Source organism: Pseudomonas sp. CBZ-4, from assembly GCF_000346755.1.
Taxonomy (GTDB): domain Bacteria; phylum Pseudomonadota; class Gammaproteobacteria; order Pseudomonadales; family Pseudomonadaceae; genus Aquipseudomonas.
The window spans coordinates 1-19,904 of record NZ_ANNV01000067.1; the positions used below are offsets into that span (position 1 = coordinate 1).

Sequence of the window (19,904 nt, forward strand, 5' to 3'; positions counted from 1 at the left end):
GGGTCTGTGAAAGGTACGCTGGCTGGCCCACCGCTATCGCAGGCAAGCCAGCTCCCACAGGGGATTTGTGGTGTTTGGGGGCTTCAGTCCTCGCTGATCGGCAGCACGTAGTTCTTGAACTCCGTGTCCTCACGAAAGCCAATCGACTCATAGGTCTTCTGCGCCACTTCATTGTCACTGCTGGTGGACACCCGCAGCCGCACGGCATGGGTTTCCTTGGCCATTTTTTTCGCCGTGCGCATCAGGTTGTCCGCCACCAATTGCCGACGGGCGTCTTCGGCCACGTAGATGTCGTTGAGAATCCACACGCGCTTGAGCGACAACGACGAAAAGCTCGGATACAGCTGGCAAAACCCGAGCAGCTTCTTGTCATCATCATCAGCCAGGGCCAGGTAGATCACCGACTCCTTGCGCCGCAGGCGCTTTTCCAGGAAGGCCCGCGACGAGTCCGGGAAGGGCAACGCCCCGTAGAATTCGCGGTATTTGACGAATAACGGGGTCAACAGGTCCAGGTGTTCCAGGGTCGCTTGAGTAATCCGCATGCCAGGCCTCAACTTCCAAATGGGGTATGACCACACAAGCGGCCGTGACTCGATGCTGCCTAATGGCGTGAAAAAGCGCAATCATGCAGCGATCAGTCATCCGGTGAACTGAGCAGGAAATTGCCTTTCATCAGGTCCGGATCATCCGATTCGATGGTCTGCACCTGCGCCTCATCCTTGAGGTTGACCCCCGACAGCTGCCGGCGACACGCCTCTCGCATCAAGTAAAGCAGGCGGTGGGCGGCCATGCCGTAGCTCAGGCCTTCGAGGCGGACGTTGGAGATGCAATTGCGATAGGCATCAGTGAGGCCGACCTTGGGGTTGTAGGTGAAATACAGGCCCAGGCTGTCCGGCGAACTGAGCCCTGGCCGTTCGCCGATCAGGATCACCACCATCTTCGCGCCGAGCAGTTGGCCAATCTCATCGGCCACGGCCACGCGGCCTTGTTCCACCAGGATCACGGGTGACAAGGACCAGCCTTCGGCGTGGGTCTGTTCTTCCATGCGTGTCAGAAACGGCAACGTGTGTTTATGCACGGCCAGCGCGGACAGGCCATCGGCTACCACCACCGCCAGATCCACCCCACCGGGATTGGCCGCCGCATGCTCACGCAGCGCCTGTGCCGACTCATCGCTCAAGCGCCGCCCCAGGTCCGGGCGTTGCAGGTAGCTGTGCCGGTCCGTCGCGGCGCTGTGCAGCAGCAGGCTGTCACGGCCGCGCTCGGCCAACTGGCCGCTGAGGCCGGCGTGGTCGAAGGGCAGGTGCACGGCATCGCGCGCCTGGGCGTGGGCGAACTGGAAGTCCAGTTGGGCATTCGTGGGAATACTGGTGCCGGTACGGCCCAGGGCAATGCGCGCCGGGGTCAGGCGGCGCAGCTCCAGCCACGGGTTCTCTGGTAGGTCGAGTTGCACGGGCGGCTCCTTCATCCCAATTGCGCCAAGGCTTGGCGAAACGCCGGTGGCAGGCTGTTGCCGAAGCGCACCTTGCCGTCGGCTTGCGTGAAGATGCCCATTTTCGCCAGCCACTGTTCAAATTCCGGCGCCGGCTTTAAACCCAAGGTTTGCCGGGCATACAAGGCGTCGTGGAACGAGGTGGTCTGGTAGTTGAGCATGATGTCGTCGGAGCCGGGGATGCCCATGATGAAGTTGATCCCGGCCACGCCGAGCAGGGTCAGCAGGGTGTCCATGTCGTCCTGGTCGGCTTCGGCATGGTTGGTGTAGCAGATGTCGCAACCCATCGGCACGCCCAGCAACTTGCCGCAGAAATGGTCTTCGAGGCCGGCGCGGATGATCTGTTTGCCGTTGTACAGGTACTCGGGGCCGATAAAACCGACCACGGTATTGACCAGGAACGGCTTGAAGTGCCGTGCCACCGCATACGCGCGGGTTTCGCAGGTTTGCTGGTCGACGCCAAAGTGCGCATTGGCCGACAGGGCGCTGCCCTGGCCGGTTTCGAAATACATCAGGTTCTGGCCGAGGGTGCCGCGATTCAGGCTCAAGCCCGCATCATAGCCTTCTTGCAGCACATTCAGGTTGATGCCGAAACTGGCGTTGGCCGCCTCGGTGCCGGCAATCGACTGAAACACCAGGTCCAGCGGCACGCCACGGTTGATCGCTTCGATGGAGGTGGTGACGTGTGTCAGCACGCAGGCCTGGGTCGGGATCTCGTAGCGCTGGATGATCGCGTCGAGCATCTCCAGCATCGCGCAGATCGAGGCGATGCTGTCGGTGGCCGGGTTGATGCCGATCATGGCGTCGCCGTTGCCGTAGAGCAGGCCGTCGAGAATGCTCGCGGCGATGCCGGCTGGTTCGTCCGTTGGATGGTTCGGTTGCAGGCGCGTGGATAAGCGCCCGCGTAGGCCCATGGTGCCGCGGAACTGGGTGACCACACGGATCTTCTGCGCCACCAGCACCAGGTCTTGCACCCGCATGATCTTGGACACGGCAGCGGCCATTTCCGGTGTCAGCCCCGGCGCCAATGCCCGTAGGCTGTGTTCGTCGGCTGCGTCACTGAGCAGCCAGTCGCGCAGGCCGCCGACGGTCAGGTGGCTGACCACGGCAAATGCCTGTTTGTCGTGGGTGTCGATGATCAGCCGGGTGACTTCATCGTTCTCATACGGAATCAGCGCTTCTTCGAGGAAGTGTTTCAACGGGATATTGGCCAGCGCCATTTGCGCCGCCACCCGCTCGCCGTCGTTCTGCGCGGCCACGCCGGCGAGGAAATCCCCGGAACGTGCGGGGCTGGCCTTGGCCATCACGTCTTTCAGGCTGTCGAAGCGGTAGGTTTGTGTACCCACCGCGTGGGAAAAGCTTGCCATACAGTGTCTCCTTGACGACGCGGGCAGCCGCCCGCGTCGAGGTTTACGGCAGTTAGTGCAAGGCGGCTTCTGCGGCCTGGATCGCCGCGAATTCCTCTTCGGGCGTGCCTGCTACCAAGTGATGCCGGCTGTAGAAAGCAAAGTAAGCAATTAATACTCCATAGATGATCGCGGCGCCAATCACCACGCGTGGATCCACCAGGAAGCCCGCCACCACGGCCACGCAGGCCAGGACCAAGGCGACGCCGGAGGTGAAGATGCCACCGGGGGTGCGGTACGGACGGTCCATTTTGGGGCGACGGATGCGCAGGGTGATGTGCGCGGCCATCATCAGTACGTAGGAAATGGTTGCGCCAAACACCGCCACCAGGATCAGCAGATCGCCCTGGCCGGTCAGCGACAGGCCAAAACCAATGATGCCGGGGATCACCAGCGCCAGTACAGGCGCTTTGCTTTTATTGGTCTGGGACAGTTTGCGCGGCAGGTAGCCAGCACGGGACAGCGCGAAGATCTGCCGCGAATAGGCGTAGATAATCGAGAAAAAGCTGGCAATCAAGCCGGCCAGGCCGACCAGGTTGACGAAACTGCCCATCCACGTCGAACCGCCGTAGGACAGCGCCAGCGCTTCAACCAGCGGGTTGCCGGATTTGACCAGCGCGTAGGTGCCTGCGCCGCCCGGTGCGATCACCAGGATCAGCAGGGCGAAACTGGTCAGCACCACAATGGCGCCAATCAAGCCGCGCGGCAGGTCGCGTTTGGGGTTCTTGGTTTCTTCCGCCGCCAACGGCACGCCTTCGACGGCGAGGAAAAACCAGATGGCATAAGGAATCGCCGCCCACACACCCACGTAGCCAAAGGGCAGGAAGGTGCTGGCGCCCTTGGCTTCGGTCACCGGTATATCCAGCAGGTTGGCGACATTGAAGTGCGGCACCATCGCCACCAGGAACACGCCGAGGGCAATCGCGGCGACGGCGGTAATCACAAACATCAGCTTCAAGGCTTCGCCGACGCCGAAGATGTGGATGCCGATAAAGATGATGTAGAACGCCAGGTAAATCATCCAGCCGCCAATGCCGAACAGCGACTCGCAATAGGCGCCGATAAACACCGCAATGGCGGCGGGGGCGATGGCGTATTCGATCAGGATCGCGGTACCGGTAAGGAACCCGCCCCACGGCCCGAATGCACTGCGGGCAAAGCCGTAGCCGCCACCCGCAGTAGGAATCATGGAGGACAATTCGGCCAGGGAAAAACACATGCACAGGTACATGGTGGCCATCAGCAATGTGGCGAGGAACATGCCGCCCCAGCCGCCTTGGGCCAGGCCGAAGTTCCAGCCGGCGTAGTCGCCGGAGATGACGTAGGCAACACCAAGGCCCACCAACAGCACCCAGCCGGCGGCGCCTTTTTTCAGTTCGCGTTGTTGGAAGTATTGGGAGTCGACTTTCTCGAAGTCGACGGAAGATCCAGTCGGTTCGCTAGGCATGGGGAAGTACCTTTCATTGTTATTGTTTTTAACTCGGCATCTGTGTGCCGAATGCATGTAAGCAAGTACTTATGAAGATCTAAATGTGGGAGCTGGCTTGCCTGCGATGAGGCCACTACAGCCAATATTTATGTTGAATGACACACCGCTATCGCAGGCAAGCCAGCTCCCACACTTGATTGCATTTCAAGTATGGGAGCGGGTTGTCAGTTAGAAGAACCCCAACGGATTAATGTCGTAGCTCACCAGCAAGTTCTTGGTCTGCTGGTAATGGTCCAACATCATCTTGTGCGTCTCACGGCCCACACCGGACTTCTTGTAACCGCCAAACGCGGCATGCGCCGGGTACAGGTGGTAGCAGTTGGTCCAGACGCGGCCCGCCTTGATCGCCCGGCCGACGCGGTAGGCGCGGTTGATGTCGCGGGTCCACACGCCGGCGCCGAGGCCGAACTCGGTGTCGTTGGCAATCGCCAGGGCTTCGGCTTCGTCCTTGAAGGTGGTGATGCTGACCACCGGGCCGAAGATTTCTTCCTGGAACACGCGCATTTCGTTGGTGCCCTTGAGCAGGGTCGGCTGGATGTAATAGCCGCCGGCCATATCGCCGCTGAGCTTCTCGACCTTACCGCCCGTCAGCAATTGCGCGCCTTCACCCTTGGCGATTTCCAGGTAGGACAGGATCTTGTCGAACTGCTGCTCGGACGCCTGGGCGCCGACCATGGTGTCGGTGTCCAGCGGGTCGCCGCGTTTGATCGCTTCGATCTTCTTCATCACCACTTTCATGAAGTCGTCGTAGATCGACTCTTCCACCAGCGCACGGGACGGGCAGGTGCACACTTCACCCTGGTTGAAGAACGCCAGCACCAAACCTTCGGCCGCTTTCTCGATAAAGGATGGCTCGGCTTTCATGATGTCGGCGAAGAAGATGTTCGGCGACTTGCCGCCCAGTTCAACGGTGGACGGAATGATGTTCTCGGCTGCCGCTTTCATGATGTGCGAACCCACCGGCGTGGAACCGGTGAACGCGATCTTGGCGATGCGCTTGCTGGTGGCCAGCGCCTCACCGGCTTCTTTGCCAAAACCGTGCACCACGTTGAGTACGCCCGGTGGCAGCAGGTCGCCGATCACTTCCAGCAGCACGTTGATGCCCAGCGGCGTTTGCTCGGCCGGCTTGAGCACCACGCAGTTGCCGGCGGCCAGGGCCGGGGCGAGTTTCCACGCGGCCATCAGCAGCGGGAAGTTCCACGGGATGATCTGGCCAACCACGCCCAGCGGCTCGTGGAAGTGGTAGGCGGCGGTATGTTCGTTGATTTCGGCGCTGCTGCCTTCCTGGGCGCGGATGCAGCCGGCGTAGTAGCGGAAGTGGTCGGCGGCCAGCGGGATGTCGGCGTTGAGGGTTTCCCGTACGGCCTTGCCGTTGTCCCAGGTTTCGGTGATGGCCAGCAGTTCGAGGTTCTGTTCGATGCGGTCGGCGATTTTCAGCAGCACCAGCGAGCGGTCCTGCACCGAGGTCTTGCCCCAGGCGTCCGCAGCGGCGTGGGCGGCGTCGAGCGCCTTGTCGATGTCTTTGGCAGTGGAGCGGGGGAATTCGGCGATAGCCTTGCCGTTGACCGGCGAGGTGTTGGTGAAATAGTTGCCATCGACCGGCGCAACGAATTCGCCACCGATGTAATTGCCGTATTTGGCCTTGAACGAAACGATGGCGCCTTCAGTACCGGGGTGTGCGTAACGCATGGTGGGTATCTCCTGGCTTTTATGTTTATTGGAGTGCAGCGCAGCAGCGCTTGATAAAGCGTAGAGCAAAGGTTGGGCCACTGCCGTGGGGGCCAGGTAAATCAAGGGCTTGGACTTTGTTGCAAGGCACTACTGTGGCAGTGCTGGTACAGGCGAAGTGACAGTTTGTGCCATAAACGGTACAGCCTGTGACTGACGGGTCTGCCTGGGATTGCATTGGTCGGGAGGCTGGGGGATGCTGGGCGTTCTCACGCAGGGAGAATAATAAGAAATGCACAACGATCATTTCAGCCGCCATGCCCAGCAAGTGTTAACGGTCACCCGTGGCCAAGAGCGTTCCCAAGGCCCCGCCAGCGACCCGTCCATCGCCCGCTCCTGGCTGCGTTGCCTTGAGGACTATCACCTCGACCCTGCGCAGACCCTCGCGCCCACGGTGCTTGAGCACGGCCGCTTGCTGGAAAGCCGCGAGCGCCTGCAACAAGTGCTGCACATCGCCGGCAGCGAGATGAACAGCCTGCACCAACAGCTCTCGGGCGCCGGCCATGCCGTGCTGCTCACGGATGCGCGCGGGGTGATCCTCAACTGTGTCACCGCGTCGTCCGAGCGCAAGATCTTCGAGCGCGCCGGGTTGTGGCTCGGTGCCGATTGGAGTGAGGCGTGCGAAGGCACCAACGGCATCGGCACCTGCCTGGTGGAGCGCCAATCCCTGACCATTCATCGCGATGAGCACTTTCGTGGCCGGCATACCGGGCTGACGTGTTCGGCGAGCCCGGTATTCGACCCTCATGGCGAACTGCTGGCGGTGCTCGATGTGTCTTCGGCGCGCGAAGCGGTATCGCGCCAGAGCCAGTTCCACACCATGGCGCTGGTGAATCTGTCAGCGAAGATGATCGAGAGTTGTTACTTTCTGCGTCATTTTGAAAACCATTGGTTATTGCGTTTTCACTTGCAGGCGGAGTCGGTGGGCCTGTTCAGCGAGGGCCTGCTGGCGTTTGACGGCGAAGGGCGCATTTGTGCGGTCAACCAGAGCGCGCTCAACCTGCTGGGACAGAGGCGTGGCGGTTTGCTGGGGCAACCGGTGGAAGCGTTTTTCGAGTGTTCGCTGGATCAATTGCTTGGCCGCGCCAGCGTCAATGCCACCGCCAGTTGGCCGTTACGTACCCGCGATGGCAGGCATCTGTTCGCCGCGTTGCGCGGCCAGGTGCCCAGCCTGCCGGCACCCGTGGCGAAGCCCGCAGCCCCGCGTTTGCCGGGGATTTGCCTGGGCGACCCGGCACTGCAAAGTGATTTTCGCAAGGCATTGCGCGTGTTCGAGCGTGATGTGCCGCTGTTGATCAAGGGTGAAACTGGCTCCGGCAAAGAAGCATTCGCCAAGGCGGTGCACCAGGCCAGTCAGCGAGCCCACAAAACTTTTGTTGCACTCAATTGCGCCGCCATTCCAGAAAGCCTGATCGAGAGTGAGTTGTTCGGCTATCGCGGTGGCAGTTTCACTGGCGCACGTAAGGAAGGCATGCCCGGCAAGTTGCAACAGGCCGATGGCGGCACATTGTTCCTCGACGAAATTGGTGACATGCCGCTGGTATTGCAGACTCGCCTGTTGAGAGTCCTGGAAGACCGCATGGTGGTGCCCATCGGCGGCGAACCCCAGGCGGTGGATGTCAGAATCATCAGCGCTACTCACCGCAATTTGCTGGAGCGCGTTCAGGCTGGCAGCTTTCGCGAGGATTTGTATTACCGGTTGAACGGCTTGGAAGTCGCCTTGCCGCCCCTGCGTGAGCGCAAGGACAAATCGCAGCTGTTGGACTTTCTACTGGGTCAAGAGGCCGGCGAGCAGACTGTCGTGTTGGCGGGCGCGGCACGTGAGGCGCTGCTTGCGTATGCCTGGCCGGGCAATGTGCGGCAATTGCGCATGGTCTTGCGTACATTGGTGGCGTTGGCTGAATGCGGACGCGTAACGTTGGATGATGTGCCCGCGTCTATCCGTGAGAGGGCTACGGCCATGGCGTGCGTCGAGGCTTCGCCCCTGCATGCGGCTGAGCGACAAACATTATTGAGCGCTCTTGAGCAGCAGCGCTGGCATATGACTCACACCGCCGAGCAACTGGGCGTCAGTCGTAATACGTTGTACCGGAAACTGCGAAAATATGGCGTTGGATTGCCTGGAACTATAAGACGTTAGTTTTCTTGTTTCGGATTCTCCTTATTGTGAGAAGGTTATTAAGATGTGTGCCGAGTAACGTGTTGCTGGCTCAGTTGGAGTGTTGGAACTTCTGTATGGGGCGTGACCACATAATGGCTTGGAATCCGAAAGATTTATTGTTGAAGTTCGGGTGCTAACTGGGTCGTCTGTTTGTTTTATGGAGTAGGGCTGTTTTATAGGGGGGGCGATACGACTCGGCAGTTTGCAGTGTTCGAATGAACGGTCGTTAGTTTCAGCGCTCATGATGATTGCATGCGCGTTGAACTTTATTGGCTTTTGACATGATCTGTCTGTCGCACGCGCTTTCCATTTGGCGCGAGGACGAGCCGCTCATTAAAGCTGTGAGGTGTTGCATGACTGTGATTAATCGTGGTTTAGCCTATGTCGGGTCTAATAATAACTATCCCAATCAGTTGAAATACGAAGCGAAAAGCGCATTGCCTCCTGTCACTCAGCATTTTCCATCGGCTGACTCCGAGGTTTCTCGAGTAGCCGCCGATGCTGATTTGGCGAAACAGTATGGGGAGGCTCTGTTAACCGGCAAGCCGATTGAGGTGCCAGCCAAGTCCTCATTGGGACGTTGGATTGAGGTGCTGCGAGTATTGGTCGAGTCGCCGGTGTTCAAACAGTTGCTAGCGCTTGTCGGGGAAGCCAACGGCGCCTTCACCATCGACCGTACCAAGGGGGACATTCTATTTGCCAGCGGCAAAAAATTGACCAGCAGCTCTCCAGAACTCGCCAACGTAGTGGGGGGTAAAGAAATATTTGATAATTTCATTTCTACGGCAAAAATAGTTTTTCCTTACGATATTGTTTACAGCCATAAAATGTTTGAGACGGGCGCGTCTGGCGGTGCTCAGGTCGATCAAAGTACGATCCAGCACTTTTATGGTGAGCCTTCGCTCAGGTCGAGTGAGCAAAAGAAAGAGCGCGCAAAAGAGCTCGCCAATCGCCCGATATTCAACGGTCAGGGCGCGTTGCCGGATGACAGAAAACGCGCAGAGATTTTACGCACGGCAGGCGACGCCAATACGATGGTGAATCTGCTCAATGCTTTGAAACAGCAGAGCAAGACGCCCAATGCGAAATGGAATTTGGAGGCTATTTTCGTAACGGTTGCACCCCACTCCGAACTGTGGAGCGAAGAGCAAAAGCAGCCAGTCAGGATGAGTGTCCAACAGTTGCTCACGCACTATGGCTTGCAAGCACCCACCACGCCGGAGGAGGTTGAAAACCTGGAGCGCGCGTTGTCTGCGCCGCCATTGGTTGCCCCCCCTGAGGGGAACTTTGGTGGGTTGCTCGGCAAAACCGTGCCATTGAGCAAAGAGACTCAGGAACAAATCAATGCCACCGTCGGCGACTGGAAATCGCAGCAAACACCGCCGCCGGGTGGCGCGCCGGAGCAAGGGACCACACTGGTCAGTTATCTGGCGCGCTGGGTGCCTAACGCGGTGACGATACAGACCAGTCAGGACCCCCAGGCGTATATCCAAGCCTTGATCAGCACTCCTCAAGCCCGTGCGCTGGGTAAGCAACTACAGGTGGCGATTGGCGCACTCGATACCCCGAGTAGCGTCCAGGAAGTATTGCTGGCCGCGTTAGGGCTTGAGGCAGACCCGAATGGCGGTCAGCAACGAGATAATTTGGCCGGCTATAACCTGCGTCAACCCGATAATTGGAAACGACCACCGGCTGAAATCGTCAGGCGTTTCGAAGCGCACCTAGCCAGTCGCTTTGGCCCGGCGGCGGCGAGAGTGAAGGCCTTCCAATTACTGGCGATGTCATCCCCAGAGTTCCTGGTCAAGGGGATTCCGTCATCTATGGTCTACGGCTCTGTGCAATGGGCCGCGTTCAGCGCGGCTGTAACGCGCCGCGAGTTGGACACCCCCGGATCGTCGGCTGGGCAGAGCTATGACGAGATCATGGCTCGTGACGCCCACGAGCCTATTACAGAGGGCGATCAGCATCATTCACAGATTGCTGCTGCGCAATCATTGATTGATTGGGGGATCGCCAATGGCGTCATTGAGGAAGACAGTGAGGGCAATTACAGCCCCGAGACTATCCAGCGTGCAGCCGCAGCCCAGCAAAAGCAGGTTAACGCCATCATTGACTTCACCGAAGTATTCGCTACCCCAATGCCGACGCGTCGTGAGTTGGCGATAGCTGAATTGACGCGAGTATACGGTGCAGAAAAGGCGCATCTATTTGACAAGCCGGCTTTTAGGCGCATTGGTGTGACTTTTAGAGATACTCAAAAATACTCGTTGTTGGATATTTATATGTCGGGCGAGCTGCACAGTTTCCGCTGGGTGTCTGAGGGGCGCAACGGACTGTCGTTCAGGCAATTCCAAAAACTCTTTGGCGCGCTGAGCAATATAGAGAAAAAACTTGACGAGGCGTTTGACAAGTACACTCAGAATATGAGTAAGGCGGCGGGTGCCAACTACCAGTATCAGGTGTCGCAATTACCGCTTGAAGATCGACATCGGTTTGAACGTGGCCGTGTTGGAATGGAATACCTAGAACCTACTGAAAGTTCTAACTTCCCCACAGGTAGCGAGGAGCATCCGATATTCAAGCTCTTTGGGCAGGGCGCGTTCCTTATTCATACTCAGCTCAATGGGGATAGAGTCGACTATGTCTACTCGCCAGCGTTAGGCAAGATCATCAAGGTGGGCGAGCGGCTTCCTGGTGTCCCCGAGGGATGGGACATAAACGTCAGTGAACGTAAAAAGAATGGTTGGACGAGAACTCGTCACCACTTGATCGTGGGAGGTGAACACTACGAATTAAATATGAGAGCGAACTCGGGTAAAACGTTTGAAGCGTTGCCCCCGCCGCATCCAAAACTACGTACGGATGCAGCGTCGGCTAGGACCGGCGAGATATCCGAGGCCATCACTTCTATTTATGCTGATGCAGTCAATCAGTTCAAGGCGGCGGCCCGTGGAATGACTGAAAGGGAGAAATCAAAGGCCCGGAGTGCATTTTTGGAAAACTTCCTTCTGGGCTTTATTCCTGGTTACAAATTTATTAAAGCCATCATTGATGGTGACAAATATGAAGCGGTGATTGCCGGGCTGTTTGATCTGATCGGCTTATTGGCGCCTCCACTGAAAGGCGGTTTTCAAGCCCTTAGAGCAGGTGCCAAAGGGCTCAGTGCCATCGCGGGTTTCCTTAAAGGCTTTGCCAGGGGCGGGGTAAAAGGGCTGAACACGTTCGGCAGTTTTTATGATGCAGGCAAGGGTGTTTTCAAGTTAGGCAAGACGGTATTGAAAACAATGCCCAACTTAAAATCTTCGGTGATTTACTTTGGTAGCGCTCGTCACCTAACCGGGCAAAGCGGTAGTCGGCACGTCCCTCTCGGTGAATACAAGCAGATTATCGCCGAAGGAACTTACCGCTCCCCGAGTACGGGGGGCAAAGATGTACCCGTCGTGGCGGTGCAACGCGATGGCAAGTGGTATGCCTTCGACACACATACCAAGGCACCCTATGGTCCTGAGTTGAAAGATTTCAAACCCAGCATCGCACAGGGAGTACGTAACCCGACTTCTAATGTCGAACCGTCGGTAAACACCTACGCCGAACATCAGGCCATTCAAGCCAGCTAGGGACCGTCTAGCCTCTCCTCGCCAGGCGTGGAGAGGCACTCCCAGGACCCAATGGAAAGAGTGGGGCCAAGTGTAAGAACGGAAATGTGTTGTTGTCAGCTGAACCGTGTTTTCCGGATCGTGGTGAACCTGTCATACACGTTGTAGTGGCGTGTTCTGTTGGAACGGCTGGGGAGTTTTTGCGCACTTAATAGAGGCAACAACTTCCAGTGTTTCCAAACAACAAAAACCATGGCGGTGAACACGATGAACATTACAACACCTGCACTTAGTTTTACTCCTCAACCCCTCTCGCCCACGGAGGCGCCGGCTCAGCAATCGGAGTCACCCGGTGCTGCGCCCGATGATCAACCTTTGTCGCGCAGCAAGCGGGCCCTCAAGGGCAACGGCAAGGGTTTCTTTTCATGGTTTGGAAGCAAGCCGCCTGCCTCCACGGTTCCTGTACCCAAGCCCAAACCAGACCTCAAGCCAAAACCACAACCGGATCCCAAGCCCAAGCCGGAGATCAAGCCTGGCCCATCCCCCAAGCCCGAAGGCGGGTTCAAGAATGTTGCGCAGTCAGTCATTGATAAACTCAAGGCCAATGATAAGTCGCTGCTTGAGAACCTGGGCAAGCGCTCCACGATGAGCGTCGCCGAGGTCACCAAGCGGGTCATAGACGCCGAGAGCCTGGTCAAGGCCGGCGTGATCTCCACCACACCCAAGGCCAGCCAGGTGGCGCGTGACGCCTTTATCAGCGCAGGTATTACCGGGTTGGTCAGTGCGCCGATGAATGTGGCGGCTTATGCGGGGTCTGTTGCCAGTGGGGAGGCGATCAAGGCGAACTATGCGCCGGGCGTGTTGCCGCCGCCGTTTTTACCGGGGGCGACAAGCCAGGGCAAGGCGGCGGATGCCACGGCCAGCCAATCCACGCCCGTGGCCGACTCAAGCGCAGTGGTGCAGGACTCTATCGGCGAACGTTTGGACGATTTCGAGATGAAGCTACTGGGCATGGCCACCACGGTCATGTTTGTACTGGGCGATACCAGCAAGGTCTTTACCAAGGATGAAAGTTGGCCGGAAGATGAAAACGGGCGTTTAGGTAATTTGGAAAAGTTGTTGCGCGAGTCCGAACAGCAATTAAAGAAAGCCACCCGGCAGAATGGGATCATTTTTAAACCGTATAAACCCGGTGCACCAATACCTGAGGGCGCAAGAGCGCGCTTGGAACTCATTGGACAAAAATATGAACGTATGCTCGAATCGTATGACAAGTTACGTTATCTCGCCGCGATGAAAAACCTCGACAACCAATCTGATACATCAATGACCGCTTGAGTATCAGAACTGCCGAGCGAGTTGCGCCGCACGCACCTTGCTCGGCATGGCCCGCATAAAGAGTGCGATTTCCCCCTTCCTGCGCTAACCTGCCTCGATGTTTTACGAGGTCGATCATGCACATTCATATTCTTGGTATCTGTGGCACTTTCATGGGCTCGATGGCGGTTCTTGCCAAGGAACTGGGTCATCACGTCACCGGCTCCGACGCCAACGTCTACCCACCCATGAGCACGCAGCTGCAGGCTCAGGGCATTGAACTGACCCAAGGCTACGACCCGGCGCAATTCGACCCGGTCCCGGACCTGGTGGTGATCGGCAATGCCATGGTGCGTGGCAATCCGGCGGTCGAATACGTACTCAATAAAGGCTTGCCGTATGTCTCCGGCCCCCAGTGGCTGGCGGACCATGTGCTGCAAGGCCGCTGGGTACTGGCCGTCGCCGGCACCCATGGCAAGACCACCACCAGCAGCATGCTCGCCTGGGTGCTGGAACATGCCGGCATGAGCCCGGGCTTCCTGATTGGCGGTGTGCCGCAGAACTTCTCGGTGTCGGCGCGCCTGGGCGATACACCGTTCTTCGTGATTGAAGCCGATGAATACGACAGCGCGTTCTTCGACAAGCGCTCCAAGTTCGTTCACTACCGTCCGCGCACGGCGATCCTGAACAATCTTGAGTACGATCACGCCGATATCTTCCCCGATCTGCCGGCTATCGAGCGTCAGTTCCACCATTTGGTGCGTACCATTCCGAGCGAAGGGCTGGTCATCCATCCGACCACCGAGCCAGCCTTGCAGCGTGTGATCGACATGGGCTGCTGGACCCCGGTGCAAACCACCGGCGAAGGTGGGCAATGGCAAGTCCGGCTGCTCAGCGAAGACGGCTCGCGGTTTGAAGTGCTGTTTGACGGCGAGGCCCAAGGCATCGTCGACTGGGATATGACTGGCCAACACAACGTTGCCAATGCCCTGGTGACCCTGGCGGCCGCACGGCATGTTGGCGTGGTGCCATCCATGGGTATCGCGGCATTGAGCGCGTTCAAGAGCGTGAAGCGGCGTATGGAGAAGGTCGCCGACGTGAATGGGATTACCATCTACGACGACTTTGCCCACCACCCGACGGCGATTGCGACCACGTTGGATGGCCTGCGCAAACGCGTAGGCGATGCGCCGATCATTGCGATTGTCGAGCCGCGTTCCAACTCCATGAAGCTCGGCGCCCACCGCGATGGCTTGCCGGAAAGCGTCAACGACGCCGACCAGGTGGTCTGGTATGCACCGGCCAACCTGGGCTGGGATCTGCCGGCGATTGCCGCGCTGTGCACCGTGCCGTCAACGGTCTGCGACTCCATCGAAGGCATCATTGAACACGTCAAGCAGCTCGCCAAGCCTGGCACCCATGTGGTGGTGATGAGCAACGGCGGCTTCGGCGGCCTGCACGGTAAATTGGCCGAGGCGCTGAAATGAGCGGCCCGGAACGCGTGACCCTGGCGATGACCGGCGCGTCCGGCGCGCCTTATGGCCTGCGCCTGCTGGATTGCCTGGTGCGCGAAGACCGTGAAGTGCACTTCCTGATCTCCAAGGCCGCGCAGTTGGTGATGGCTACCGAGACCGACGTCGCCCTGCCGCCCAAGGTGCAGATGATGCAGGCGTTCCTCACCGAGTACACCGGTGCGGCGGCGGGGCAGATCAAGGTGTACGGCAAGGAAGATTGGATGTCGCCGGTGGCTTCCGGCTCCGGCGCGCCGGCAGCGATGGTGGTGGTGCCGTGTTCCACCGGCACCTTGTCGGCGATTGCCACGGGCGCGTGCAACAACCTGATCGAGCGCGCGGCGGATGTGACCTTGAAGGAGCGTCGCCAGTTGATCCTGGTGCCACGCGAAGCGCCGTATTCGAGCATCCACCTGGAGCACATGCTCAAGCTGTCGAACATGGGCGTGACTATCTTGCCGGCGTCGCCCGGCTTCTATCACCAGCCGCAGACCATCGATGATCTGGTGGACTTTGTGGTGGCGCGCATCCTGAACCTGCTGAATATTCCCCAGGACATGCTGCCGCGTTGGGGTGAGCACCATTTGAGCAGCGATGAATAAGGCGCTGCTGTTGGTGCTTGTGCTGCAACTGACCGGCTGCGCCACCGCGCGCACGCTGGATGCGGCGCAACCCGGCGCGCCGGTGGTGTATGCCGGCACGCGCCTGGATCTGTATGCAATGAATGGCGGCTGCTGCGCCAAGGATCGGTTTGGGGCTGAGGCGCCGAGTTATCCGGGGGTGGATCTGCCGGCGAGTGCGTTGCTCGATACCTTGTTGTTGCCGTTGTCGGTGTTGACGGTGTTGGGGGTTGGCTTCAACGCCACGGGCGGCCTGTAGCGGTGTATTGCCTGGGCTGGCTTCATCGCAGGCAAGCCAGCTCCCACATTTGACTGTGTTCACAAATAAAGACTGTGTTCACCCATCAAAATGTGGGAGCGGGCTTGCCCGCGAAGAGGCCGGCCCAGCCACCGCAAAATCACTTGCCGAGCTTGCGCAACTCATCCGACTCCACCACCCGCACTCCATCCTGCTCTTCCAGCGCCAGGCGCCACATGGCCCGGGCCAGTTCGCACACCTCGATGCCGCGGTACTTGCCAGGAATCAGCTTTGACAGCGGCCCGGCCAGTTGCTCGGCCAGGCGTGGTTCCAGGCGCTCACCCAGCAACAGCGACGGCCGCACGATGGTCAATTGTGGCCAGTCCTGGGCTTTGAGCGCCTGTTCCATTTCGCCTTTGACGCGGTTGTAGAAAATCGACGATTTCGGGTCGGCGCCAATCGCGCTGATCACGATCAGGTGCCGCGCGCCCATCTCCCGCGCACGCTTGGCGAAGGCCACCACCATGTCCAGGTCAACCGCGCGGAACGCAGCTTCCGAGCCGGCCTGCTTGATGGTGGTGCCCAGGCAGCAGAAGGCGATATCCACGCGGCCGCTCAGTTGTGGCAGGAACACGGCCGGGGCGCCCACCGGGGTTTCCAGGTGCGGGTGTTCGGCCAGTGGTTTGCGGCTGGGTGCCAGGACGCGGGTCACGGTGGGTTCGTTGAGCAGGCGGTCAAGCAGGTGCTCGCCGGTAAGGCCGGTGGCACCGGCCAGCAGGATATGTTGAGGCGTCAGGTACATGGTGTTTCCCCCCTGTTACACGTTACAGCTTAGTTGCCTTTGGCTTCCTTGCTATTCATTGAGACGCTTTCGAGCGCCTTTCGTGCCTGCTGTTTGCGTAATAATTGCCAGTGGGCGATCACCCCTTTGGGGGCCCAGATCTGCGGTTCAGAGGCTTCGAAGCTGTCGGCCTGTTCGCGTTCGGCCACGTGCAGTTGCGCCAGTTTGAAGGCTTGCTGCAAGTCGTCGGTCTGGTTGAAGGCTTGGGCGAAGAGGGCGTCGCCGAAGTAGGTGAAGTCGGCCTCTTCGGAGCAGCCGAAGGACACGCGGTCGGCGCGCGAGGCGGTCATGATCAGGGTGCGTTCGTCTTTCAGCGCCGGGATAAAACCACCGGAGTAACAGGCGGAAATCACGATGATCTTGTCGCGGTTTTTCAGCGGTGCGAGCACGGCGGCCAGCTCATCGGCCGGCAGGTCGGCCAGCTCCATGCGCGGTTGGTCCAGCACCAGCTCGTGTTCGTGGGTGCCGTGGCTGGTCATGTAGATGAATACCAGGTCTTCCGGCCCGGTGCGTTCGGCCAGGGTCAACACGGCGTGGCGCAGGCTTTCGCGGGTGGCCAGGGGGCGGTCGGCGATGTGGTCGCGGTGGTTGACCAGGCGGATCTGCCCGCGCGCGCCGAAACGGGTGGCAAGCATGTTGCTGACGTAATCGGCTTCGCGCAGGAACACGCTTTGTTTGCCATCACCGGCCAGCACCAGGCTGTACAGCTCGACGGCGGGGGTCGAGGCGGGCACGGCCGCGAGCGCGGCATCGAGCAAGTGGCCCTGGGCCAATACGCCGGTCTCCAGCGGGTCGGGCAGCAGCTTGCCGTCGGCGTCACGCACACGCATGCCATTGACCCAGGTGCCGGCCTGCACGGTGCCGTCGGTGAGGACGAGGGTGCCGCGGCCCTGGTAGCTGTCGCTGTCGAAACCGCCGATATAGAAGCTGCCGTCGGTGAGGTTCAGGCGACCTTCACCGGTGAAGCGCCAATCGCTGAACTGGCCGACGTAGTGGCTGCCATCGACGCCGATCAATTCGCCTTTGCCGCTCAGCGCACCTTCCTTGAACTGGCCGATCCACACGTCGCCGTCGGCATTTTCATAGCGGCCCTTGCCGTTGAGCTGGTTCTGTTTGAACTGGCCGACATAGATGTCACCGTCGGCGCTGTTGAAGGTGCCGTTGCCTTCAAGCTGGCCATCGACGAAGTGGCCGCTGAACTGGTTGCCGCTGTCGTCGTTGCGCTGGCCTTCGCCATTCGGCTTGCCGTGGGCGAACTGGCCCTGGTATTGGCTGCCGTCCGCCAGTTCCAGGCGGCCGAGGCCGGAATACTGGTCGGCGTTGAATTCACCGCGATAGGTCATCTGCCCCTCTTTGAGGGTGCCTTCGCCGTTGCGCCGGCCGCGCTTGAAGCCGCCGACATAGCTGCTGCCCGGTGTGGTCAGGCTGCCCTGGCCATCGAACAGGCCTTGCTGGAACTCGCCTTTATAGACCTCGCCGTTGCTGCCATGCCATTCGCCCTGGCCGTGCCACTGGCCCTTGTCGAACTGCCCGGCGTACCAGCTGCCGTTGGGGTAGTCCACACGGCCCTGGCCTTGCAGCAAGCCGTTGACCACATCACCCCGGTAGCGGCCGCCATCGGGCAGGCGCGCATCGGGCGGCAACAGCGATTCGCCGTCTCCGCAAGCGGTGAGCAACAGGGCAAGGGCAAGGGGAGCGAGTGGGCGCATAGCGGGATCCGGGTAATTGAGCGCCGAGTATGCCGCAGCCGCGAGGTTCATACATAAATTTACATACCCTGTGGTGAGTTTCAGTGCCTCACCACAGGGCTGGGCTTACACGAAGCAGAGTGACAGCGACTCGGCGATGTAGGCGGGTTTTTCCTGGCCTTCGATTTCCAGGGTGGCGGTGGCCTTGAACAGCCATTGCCCGGGTTTCTTCTCGGTGACGTCGGTCAGCGTCACGTTCAGGCGCACCTTGGAGTTGACCTTCACCGGCTGGATAAACCGCACGCTGTCCAGGCCGTAGTTGACCGCCATCTTCAGGCCCTCAGGCATGATCAGGATGTCTTCCATCAGCTTGGGCATCAGCGACAACGACAGGAAGCCGTGGGCAATCGTGCTGCCAAACGGGGTTTGCGCGGCCTTGACCGGATCGACGTGGATGAACTGATGATCGCAAGTGGCCTCGGCGAACAAGTTGATCCGCGCCTGGTCGATGGTGAGCCATTCGGAACGTCCCAGTTCCTTGCCGACATAATCTTTGAGCTGCGCTACAGGTACATAGGGCATTGCGTCTCTCCTTGGTTCATCGGTTTTTATAGGTGTGCGAAATCCATCTTAGATCATCATGGGCAACAGGCCCGGTCAACCCACCATGCTTTTGGCGAATGCCGAAGCATAGGGCTGGCGTGCTTATAATGCGGGCGAGTTTTGACGGGGGGGAGAACGCATGCTGTTACGTGGGCTGACATGGCTGGTGCTGTTCCAATTGATCGGTACGGCGCTCAATCATTTGCTGCTGCCGATATTGCCGGGGCCGATTATCGGCTTGTTGCTGATGCTCGGTTTTCTGATCTGGAACGGCGAGGTCGGCGAGCCCCTGAGCCTGGCGGCCAGCAGCCTGTTGCGTTACCTGCCATTGCTGCTGGTGCCGCCCGCCGTCGGGGTGATGGTGTACGCCAAGGACATTGCGGCGGACTTCTGGGCCATCGTCGGCGCGCTGGTGCTGTCGCTGGTGATTGCCATGGGCTTTGTCGGCGTGTTGATGCAGCAGATGGTCAAGCGCAAGGAGAAGGACCAATGATCTTCGACTGGCACGGCGCGTGGACCGCGGTGATTCATCACCCCTTGTTCGGCATCGGCATCACCCTCGGCGCCTATCAGTTGGTGCTGGCCGGTTTCGAGAAAACCCGCTGGATCTTCCTGCAGCCGGTGCTGGTGTCCATGCTGCTGGTGATCGGCGTCTTGCTCACCTGTGGCCTGAGCTACGCGGAGTACCGCAAGAGCACGGAGATCATGGGTATCCTCCTCGGCCCCGCGACCGTCGCGCTGGCGGTGCCGCTTTATCTGAACCTGCGGCGCATTCGCCAATTGTTCTGGCCGATTTTTACTACGCTGGTGATAGGCGGGGTGTTGGCCACTGGCCTGTGTGTGTTGCTGGGCTGGTGGTTTGGCGCCGAACACATGATGCTGATGACCATGGCGCCCAAGTCGGTGACATCGCCAATTGCCATGCTGGTGGCCGAACAGATCGGCGGGGTGGCGGCGTTGGCGGCGGTGTTTGTGCTGATCACCGGGGTGGTGGGCGCAATGGTCGGCCCGGCGCTGTTGTCCCGCCTTGGCGTGCACAGCCCCGAAGCGCGTGGCATGGCGCTGGGCATGACGGCCCATGCCGTCGGCACCTCGGTGGCCTTGCAGGAAAGCGAAGAGTGCGGCGCCTTTGCGGCGCTGGCCATGAGTCTGATGGGCGTGGCCACGGCAGTGTTCCTGCCGCTGGCTGTGTCGGTGATCGTTTAAATCGGGTT

Annotated in this window: 16 protein-coding genes; 8 read left to right on the plus strand and 8 right to left on the minus strand. The window is 59.6% G+C overall.

From position 1 onward, the window contains the following. Positions 1-83: 83 nt before the first annotated feature. From B348_RS0107960 to B348_RS0107980, 5 genes are all read right to left on the minus strand, one after another. Positions 84-542: an N-acetyltransferase gene (locus B348_RS0107960; protein WP_017735604.1), complete on the minus strand. Its 459-nt coding sequence runs from the start codon at positions 540-542 to the stop codon at positions 84-86. A gap of 92 nt (positions 543-634) precedes the next feature. Then, positions 635-1,468 carry an ethanolamine ammonia-lyase subunit EutC gene (gene eutC / locus B348_RS0107965; RefSeq protein WP_017735605.1) on the minus strand — a complete coding sequence of 278 codons (834 nt, stop codon included), beginning with the start codon at positions 1,466-1,468 and terminating at the stop codon, positions 635-637. Beyond that, positions 1,465-2,859, minus strand: a complete 1,395-nt coding sequence (locus tag B348_RS0107970; protein ID WP_017735606.1) for an ethanolamine ammonia-lyase subunit EutB — start codon at positions 2,857-2,859, stop codon at positions 1,465-1,467. The genes eutC and B348_RS0107970 overlap by 4 nt, the downstream gene beginning before the upstream one ends. A gap of 52 nt (positions 2,860-2,911) precedes the next feature. After that, positions 2,912-4,345 carry an ethanolamine permease gene (eat, locus tag B348_RS0107975; protein WP_017735607.1) on the minus strand — a complete coding sequence of 478 codons (1,434 nt, stop codon included), beginning with the start codon at positions 4,343-4,345 and terminating at the stop codon, positions 2,912-2,914. Positions 4,346-4,555: 210 nt separating this feature from the next. Then, positions 4,556-6,076: an aldehyde dehydrogenase family protein gene (locus tag B348_RS0107980; protein WP_017735608.1), complete on the minus strand. Its 1,521-nt coding sequence runs from the start codon at positions 6,074-6,076 to the stop codon at positions 4,556-4,558. A 271-nt stretch (positions 6,077-6,347) separates the two neighbouring features. On the opposite strand from B348_RS0107980, the gene B348_RS0107985 reads away from it, so the two are divergent. The 6 genes from B348_RS0107985 (at position 6,348) to B348_RS0108010 (ending at position 15,579) form a co-directional block, all read left to right on the plus strand. Then, positions 6,348-8,255 carry a sigma-54-dependent Fis family transcriptional regulator gene (locus B348_RS0107985; RefSeq protein ID WP_017735609.1) on the plus strand — a complete coding sequence of 636 codons (1,908 nt, stop codon included), beginning with the start codon at positions 6,348-6,350 and terminating at the stop codon, positions 8,253-8,255. A 374-nt stretch (positions 8,256-8,629) separates the two neighbouring features. Then, entirely contained in the window at positions 8,630-11,893 is a 3,264-nt protein-coding gene (locus B348_RS0107990; protein ID WP_157356485.1) for a hypothetical protein, read from the plus strand. A gap of 246 nt (positions 11,894-12,139) precedes the next feature. Continuing rightward, positions 12,140-13,210 (plus strand): hypothetical protein, encoded by a 1,071-nt coding sequence (locus B348_RS0107995; protein WP_026136653.1) that lies wholly within the window; start codon positions 12,140-12,142, stop codon positions 13,208-13,210. Between the two features lie 116 nt (positions 13,211-13,326). Next, a complete protein-coding gene (gene mpl, locus B348_RS0108000) occupies positions 13,327-14,676 on the plus strand; it encodes a UDP-N-acetylmuramate:L-alanyl-gamma-D-glutamyl-meso-diaminopimelate ligase (protein ID WP_026136654.1) in 1,350 nt (449 codons plus the stop codon). Next, a complete protein-coding gene (ubiX, locus tag B348_RS0108005; RefSeq protein ID WP_017735613.1) occupies positions 14,673-15,302 on the plus strand; it encodes a flavin prenyltransferase UbiX in 630 nt (209 codons plus the stop codon). Before mpl ends, ubiX begins: the two co-directional genes overlap by 4 nt. Continuing rightward, entirely contained in the window at positions 15,295-15,579 is a 285-nt protein-coding gene (locus tag B348_RS0108010; protein ID WP_017735614.1) for a YceK/YidQ family lipoprotein, read from the plus strand. The genes ubiX and B348_RS0108010 overlap by 8 nt, the downstream gene beginning before the upstream one ends. Positions 15,580-15,718: 139 nt before the next feature. Here B348_RS0108010 and B348_RS0108015 read toward each other — a convergent pair whose 3' ends face one another. From B348_RS0108015 to B348_RS0108025, 3 genes are all read right to left on the minus strand, one after another. Continuing rightward, the gene (locus tag B348_RS0108015) at positions 15,719-16,360 is read right to left on the minus strand and encodes an oxidoreductase (RefSeq protein WP_017735615.1); all 642 of its coding nucleotides are present in this window, start codon (positions 16,358-16,360) and stop codon (positions 15,719-15,721) included. 29 nt (positions 16,361-16,389) lie between these two features. Beyond that, complete coding sequence (locus B348_RS0108020; RefSeq protein ID WP_017735616.1) at positions 16,390-18,108, minus strand: C13 family peptidase; 1,719 nt, start codon at positions 18,106-18,108, stop codon at positions 16,390-16,392. A gap of 105 nt (positions 18,109-18,213) precedes the next feature. After that, on the minus strand, positions 18,214-18,669 hold the full coding sequence (locus tag B348_RS0108025) for a MaoC family dehydratase (protein ID WP_017735617.1): 456 nt from the start codon (positions 18,667-18,669) through the stop codon (positions 18,214-18,216). Positions 18,670-18,829: 160 nt separating this feature from the next. On the opposite strand from B348_RS0108025, the gene B348_RS0108030 reads away from it, so the two are divergent. Further along, positions 18,830-19,183, plus strand: coding sequence for a CidA/LrgA family protein (locus B348_RS0108030; protein ID WP_017735618.1), 354 nt, complete (start codon positions 18,830-18,832; stop codon positions 19,181-19,183). Next, the gene (locus B348_RS0108035) at positions 19,180-19,896 is read left to right on the plus strand and encodes an LrgB family protein (RefSeq protein ID WP_017735619.1); all 717 of its coding nucleotides are present in this window, start codon (positions 19,180-19,182) and stop codon (positions 19,894-19,896) included. The genes B348_RS0108030 and B348_RS0108035 overlap by 4 nt, the downstream gene beginning before the upstream one ends. Positions 19,897-19,904: the final 8 nt, after the last annotated feature.

Bases quoted from the DNA above. Each gene is read 5' to 3' on its own strand.
- ubiX (WP_017735613.1), top strand. From the start codon at position 14,673: ATGAGCGGCCCGGAACGCGTGACCCTGGCGATGACCGGCGCGTCCGGC.
- B348_RS0108030 (WP_017735618.1), top strand. From the start codon at position 18,830: ATGCTGTTACGTGGGCTGACATGGCTGGTGCTGTTCCAATTGATCGGT.
- B348_RS0108025 (WP_017735617.1), bottom strand. From the start codon at position 18,669: ATGCCCTATGTACCTGTAGCGCAGCTCAAAGATTATGTCGGCAAGGAA.
- B348_RS0107995 (WP_026136653.1), top strand. From the start codon at position 12,140: ATGAACATTACAACACCTGCACTTAGTTTTACTCCTCAACCCCTCTCG.
- B348_RS0107960 (WP_017735604.1), bottom strand. From the start codon at position 542: ATGCGGATTACTCAAGCGACCCTGGAACACCTGGACCTGTTGACCCCG.
- B348_RS0107990 (WP_157356485.1), top strand. From the start codon at position 8,630: ATGACTGTGATTAATCGTGGTTTAGCCTATGTCGGGTCTAATAATAAC.
- B348_RS0107985 (WP_017735609.1), top strand. From the start codon at position 6,348: ATGCACAACGATCATTTCAGCCGCCATGCCCAGCAAGTGTTAACGGTC.
- B348_RS0107970 (WP_017735606.1), bottom strand. From the start codon at position 2,859: ATGGCAAGCTTTTCCCACGCGGTGGGTACACAAACCTACCGCTTCGAC.
- B348_RS0107980 (WP_017735608.1), bottom strand. From the start codon at position 6,076: ATGCGTTACGCACACCCCGGTACTGAAGGCGCCATCGTTTCGTTCAAG.
- eat (WP_017735607.1), bottom strand. From the start codon at position 4,345: ATGCCTAGCGAACCGACTGGATCTTCCGTCGACTTCGAGAAAGTCGAC.
- B348_RS0108015 (WP_017735615.1), bottom strand. From the start codon at position 16,360: ATGTACCTGACGCCTCAACATATCCTGCTGGCCGGTGCCACCGGCCTT.
- eutC (WP_017735605.1), bottom strand. From the start codon at position 1,468: ATGAAGGAGCCGCCCGTGCAACTCGACCTACCAGAGAACCCGTGGCTG.
- B348_RS0108035 (WP_017735619.1), top strand. From the start codon at position 19,180: ATGATCTTCGACTGGCACGGCGCGTGGACCGCGGTGATTCATCACCCC.
- B348_RS0108020 (WP_017735616.1), bottom strand. From the start codon at position 18,108: ATGCGCCCACTCGCTCCCCTTGCCCTTGCCCTGTTGCTCACCGCTTGC.
- B348_RS0108010 (WP_017735614.1), top strand. From the start codon at position 15,295: ATGAATAAGGCGCTGCTGTTGGTGCTTGTGCTGCAACTGACCGGCTGC.
- mpl (WP_026136654.1), top strand. From the start codon at position 13,327: ATGCACATTCATATTCTTGGTATCTGTGGCACTTTCATGGGCTCGATG.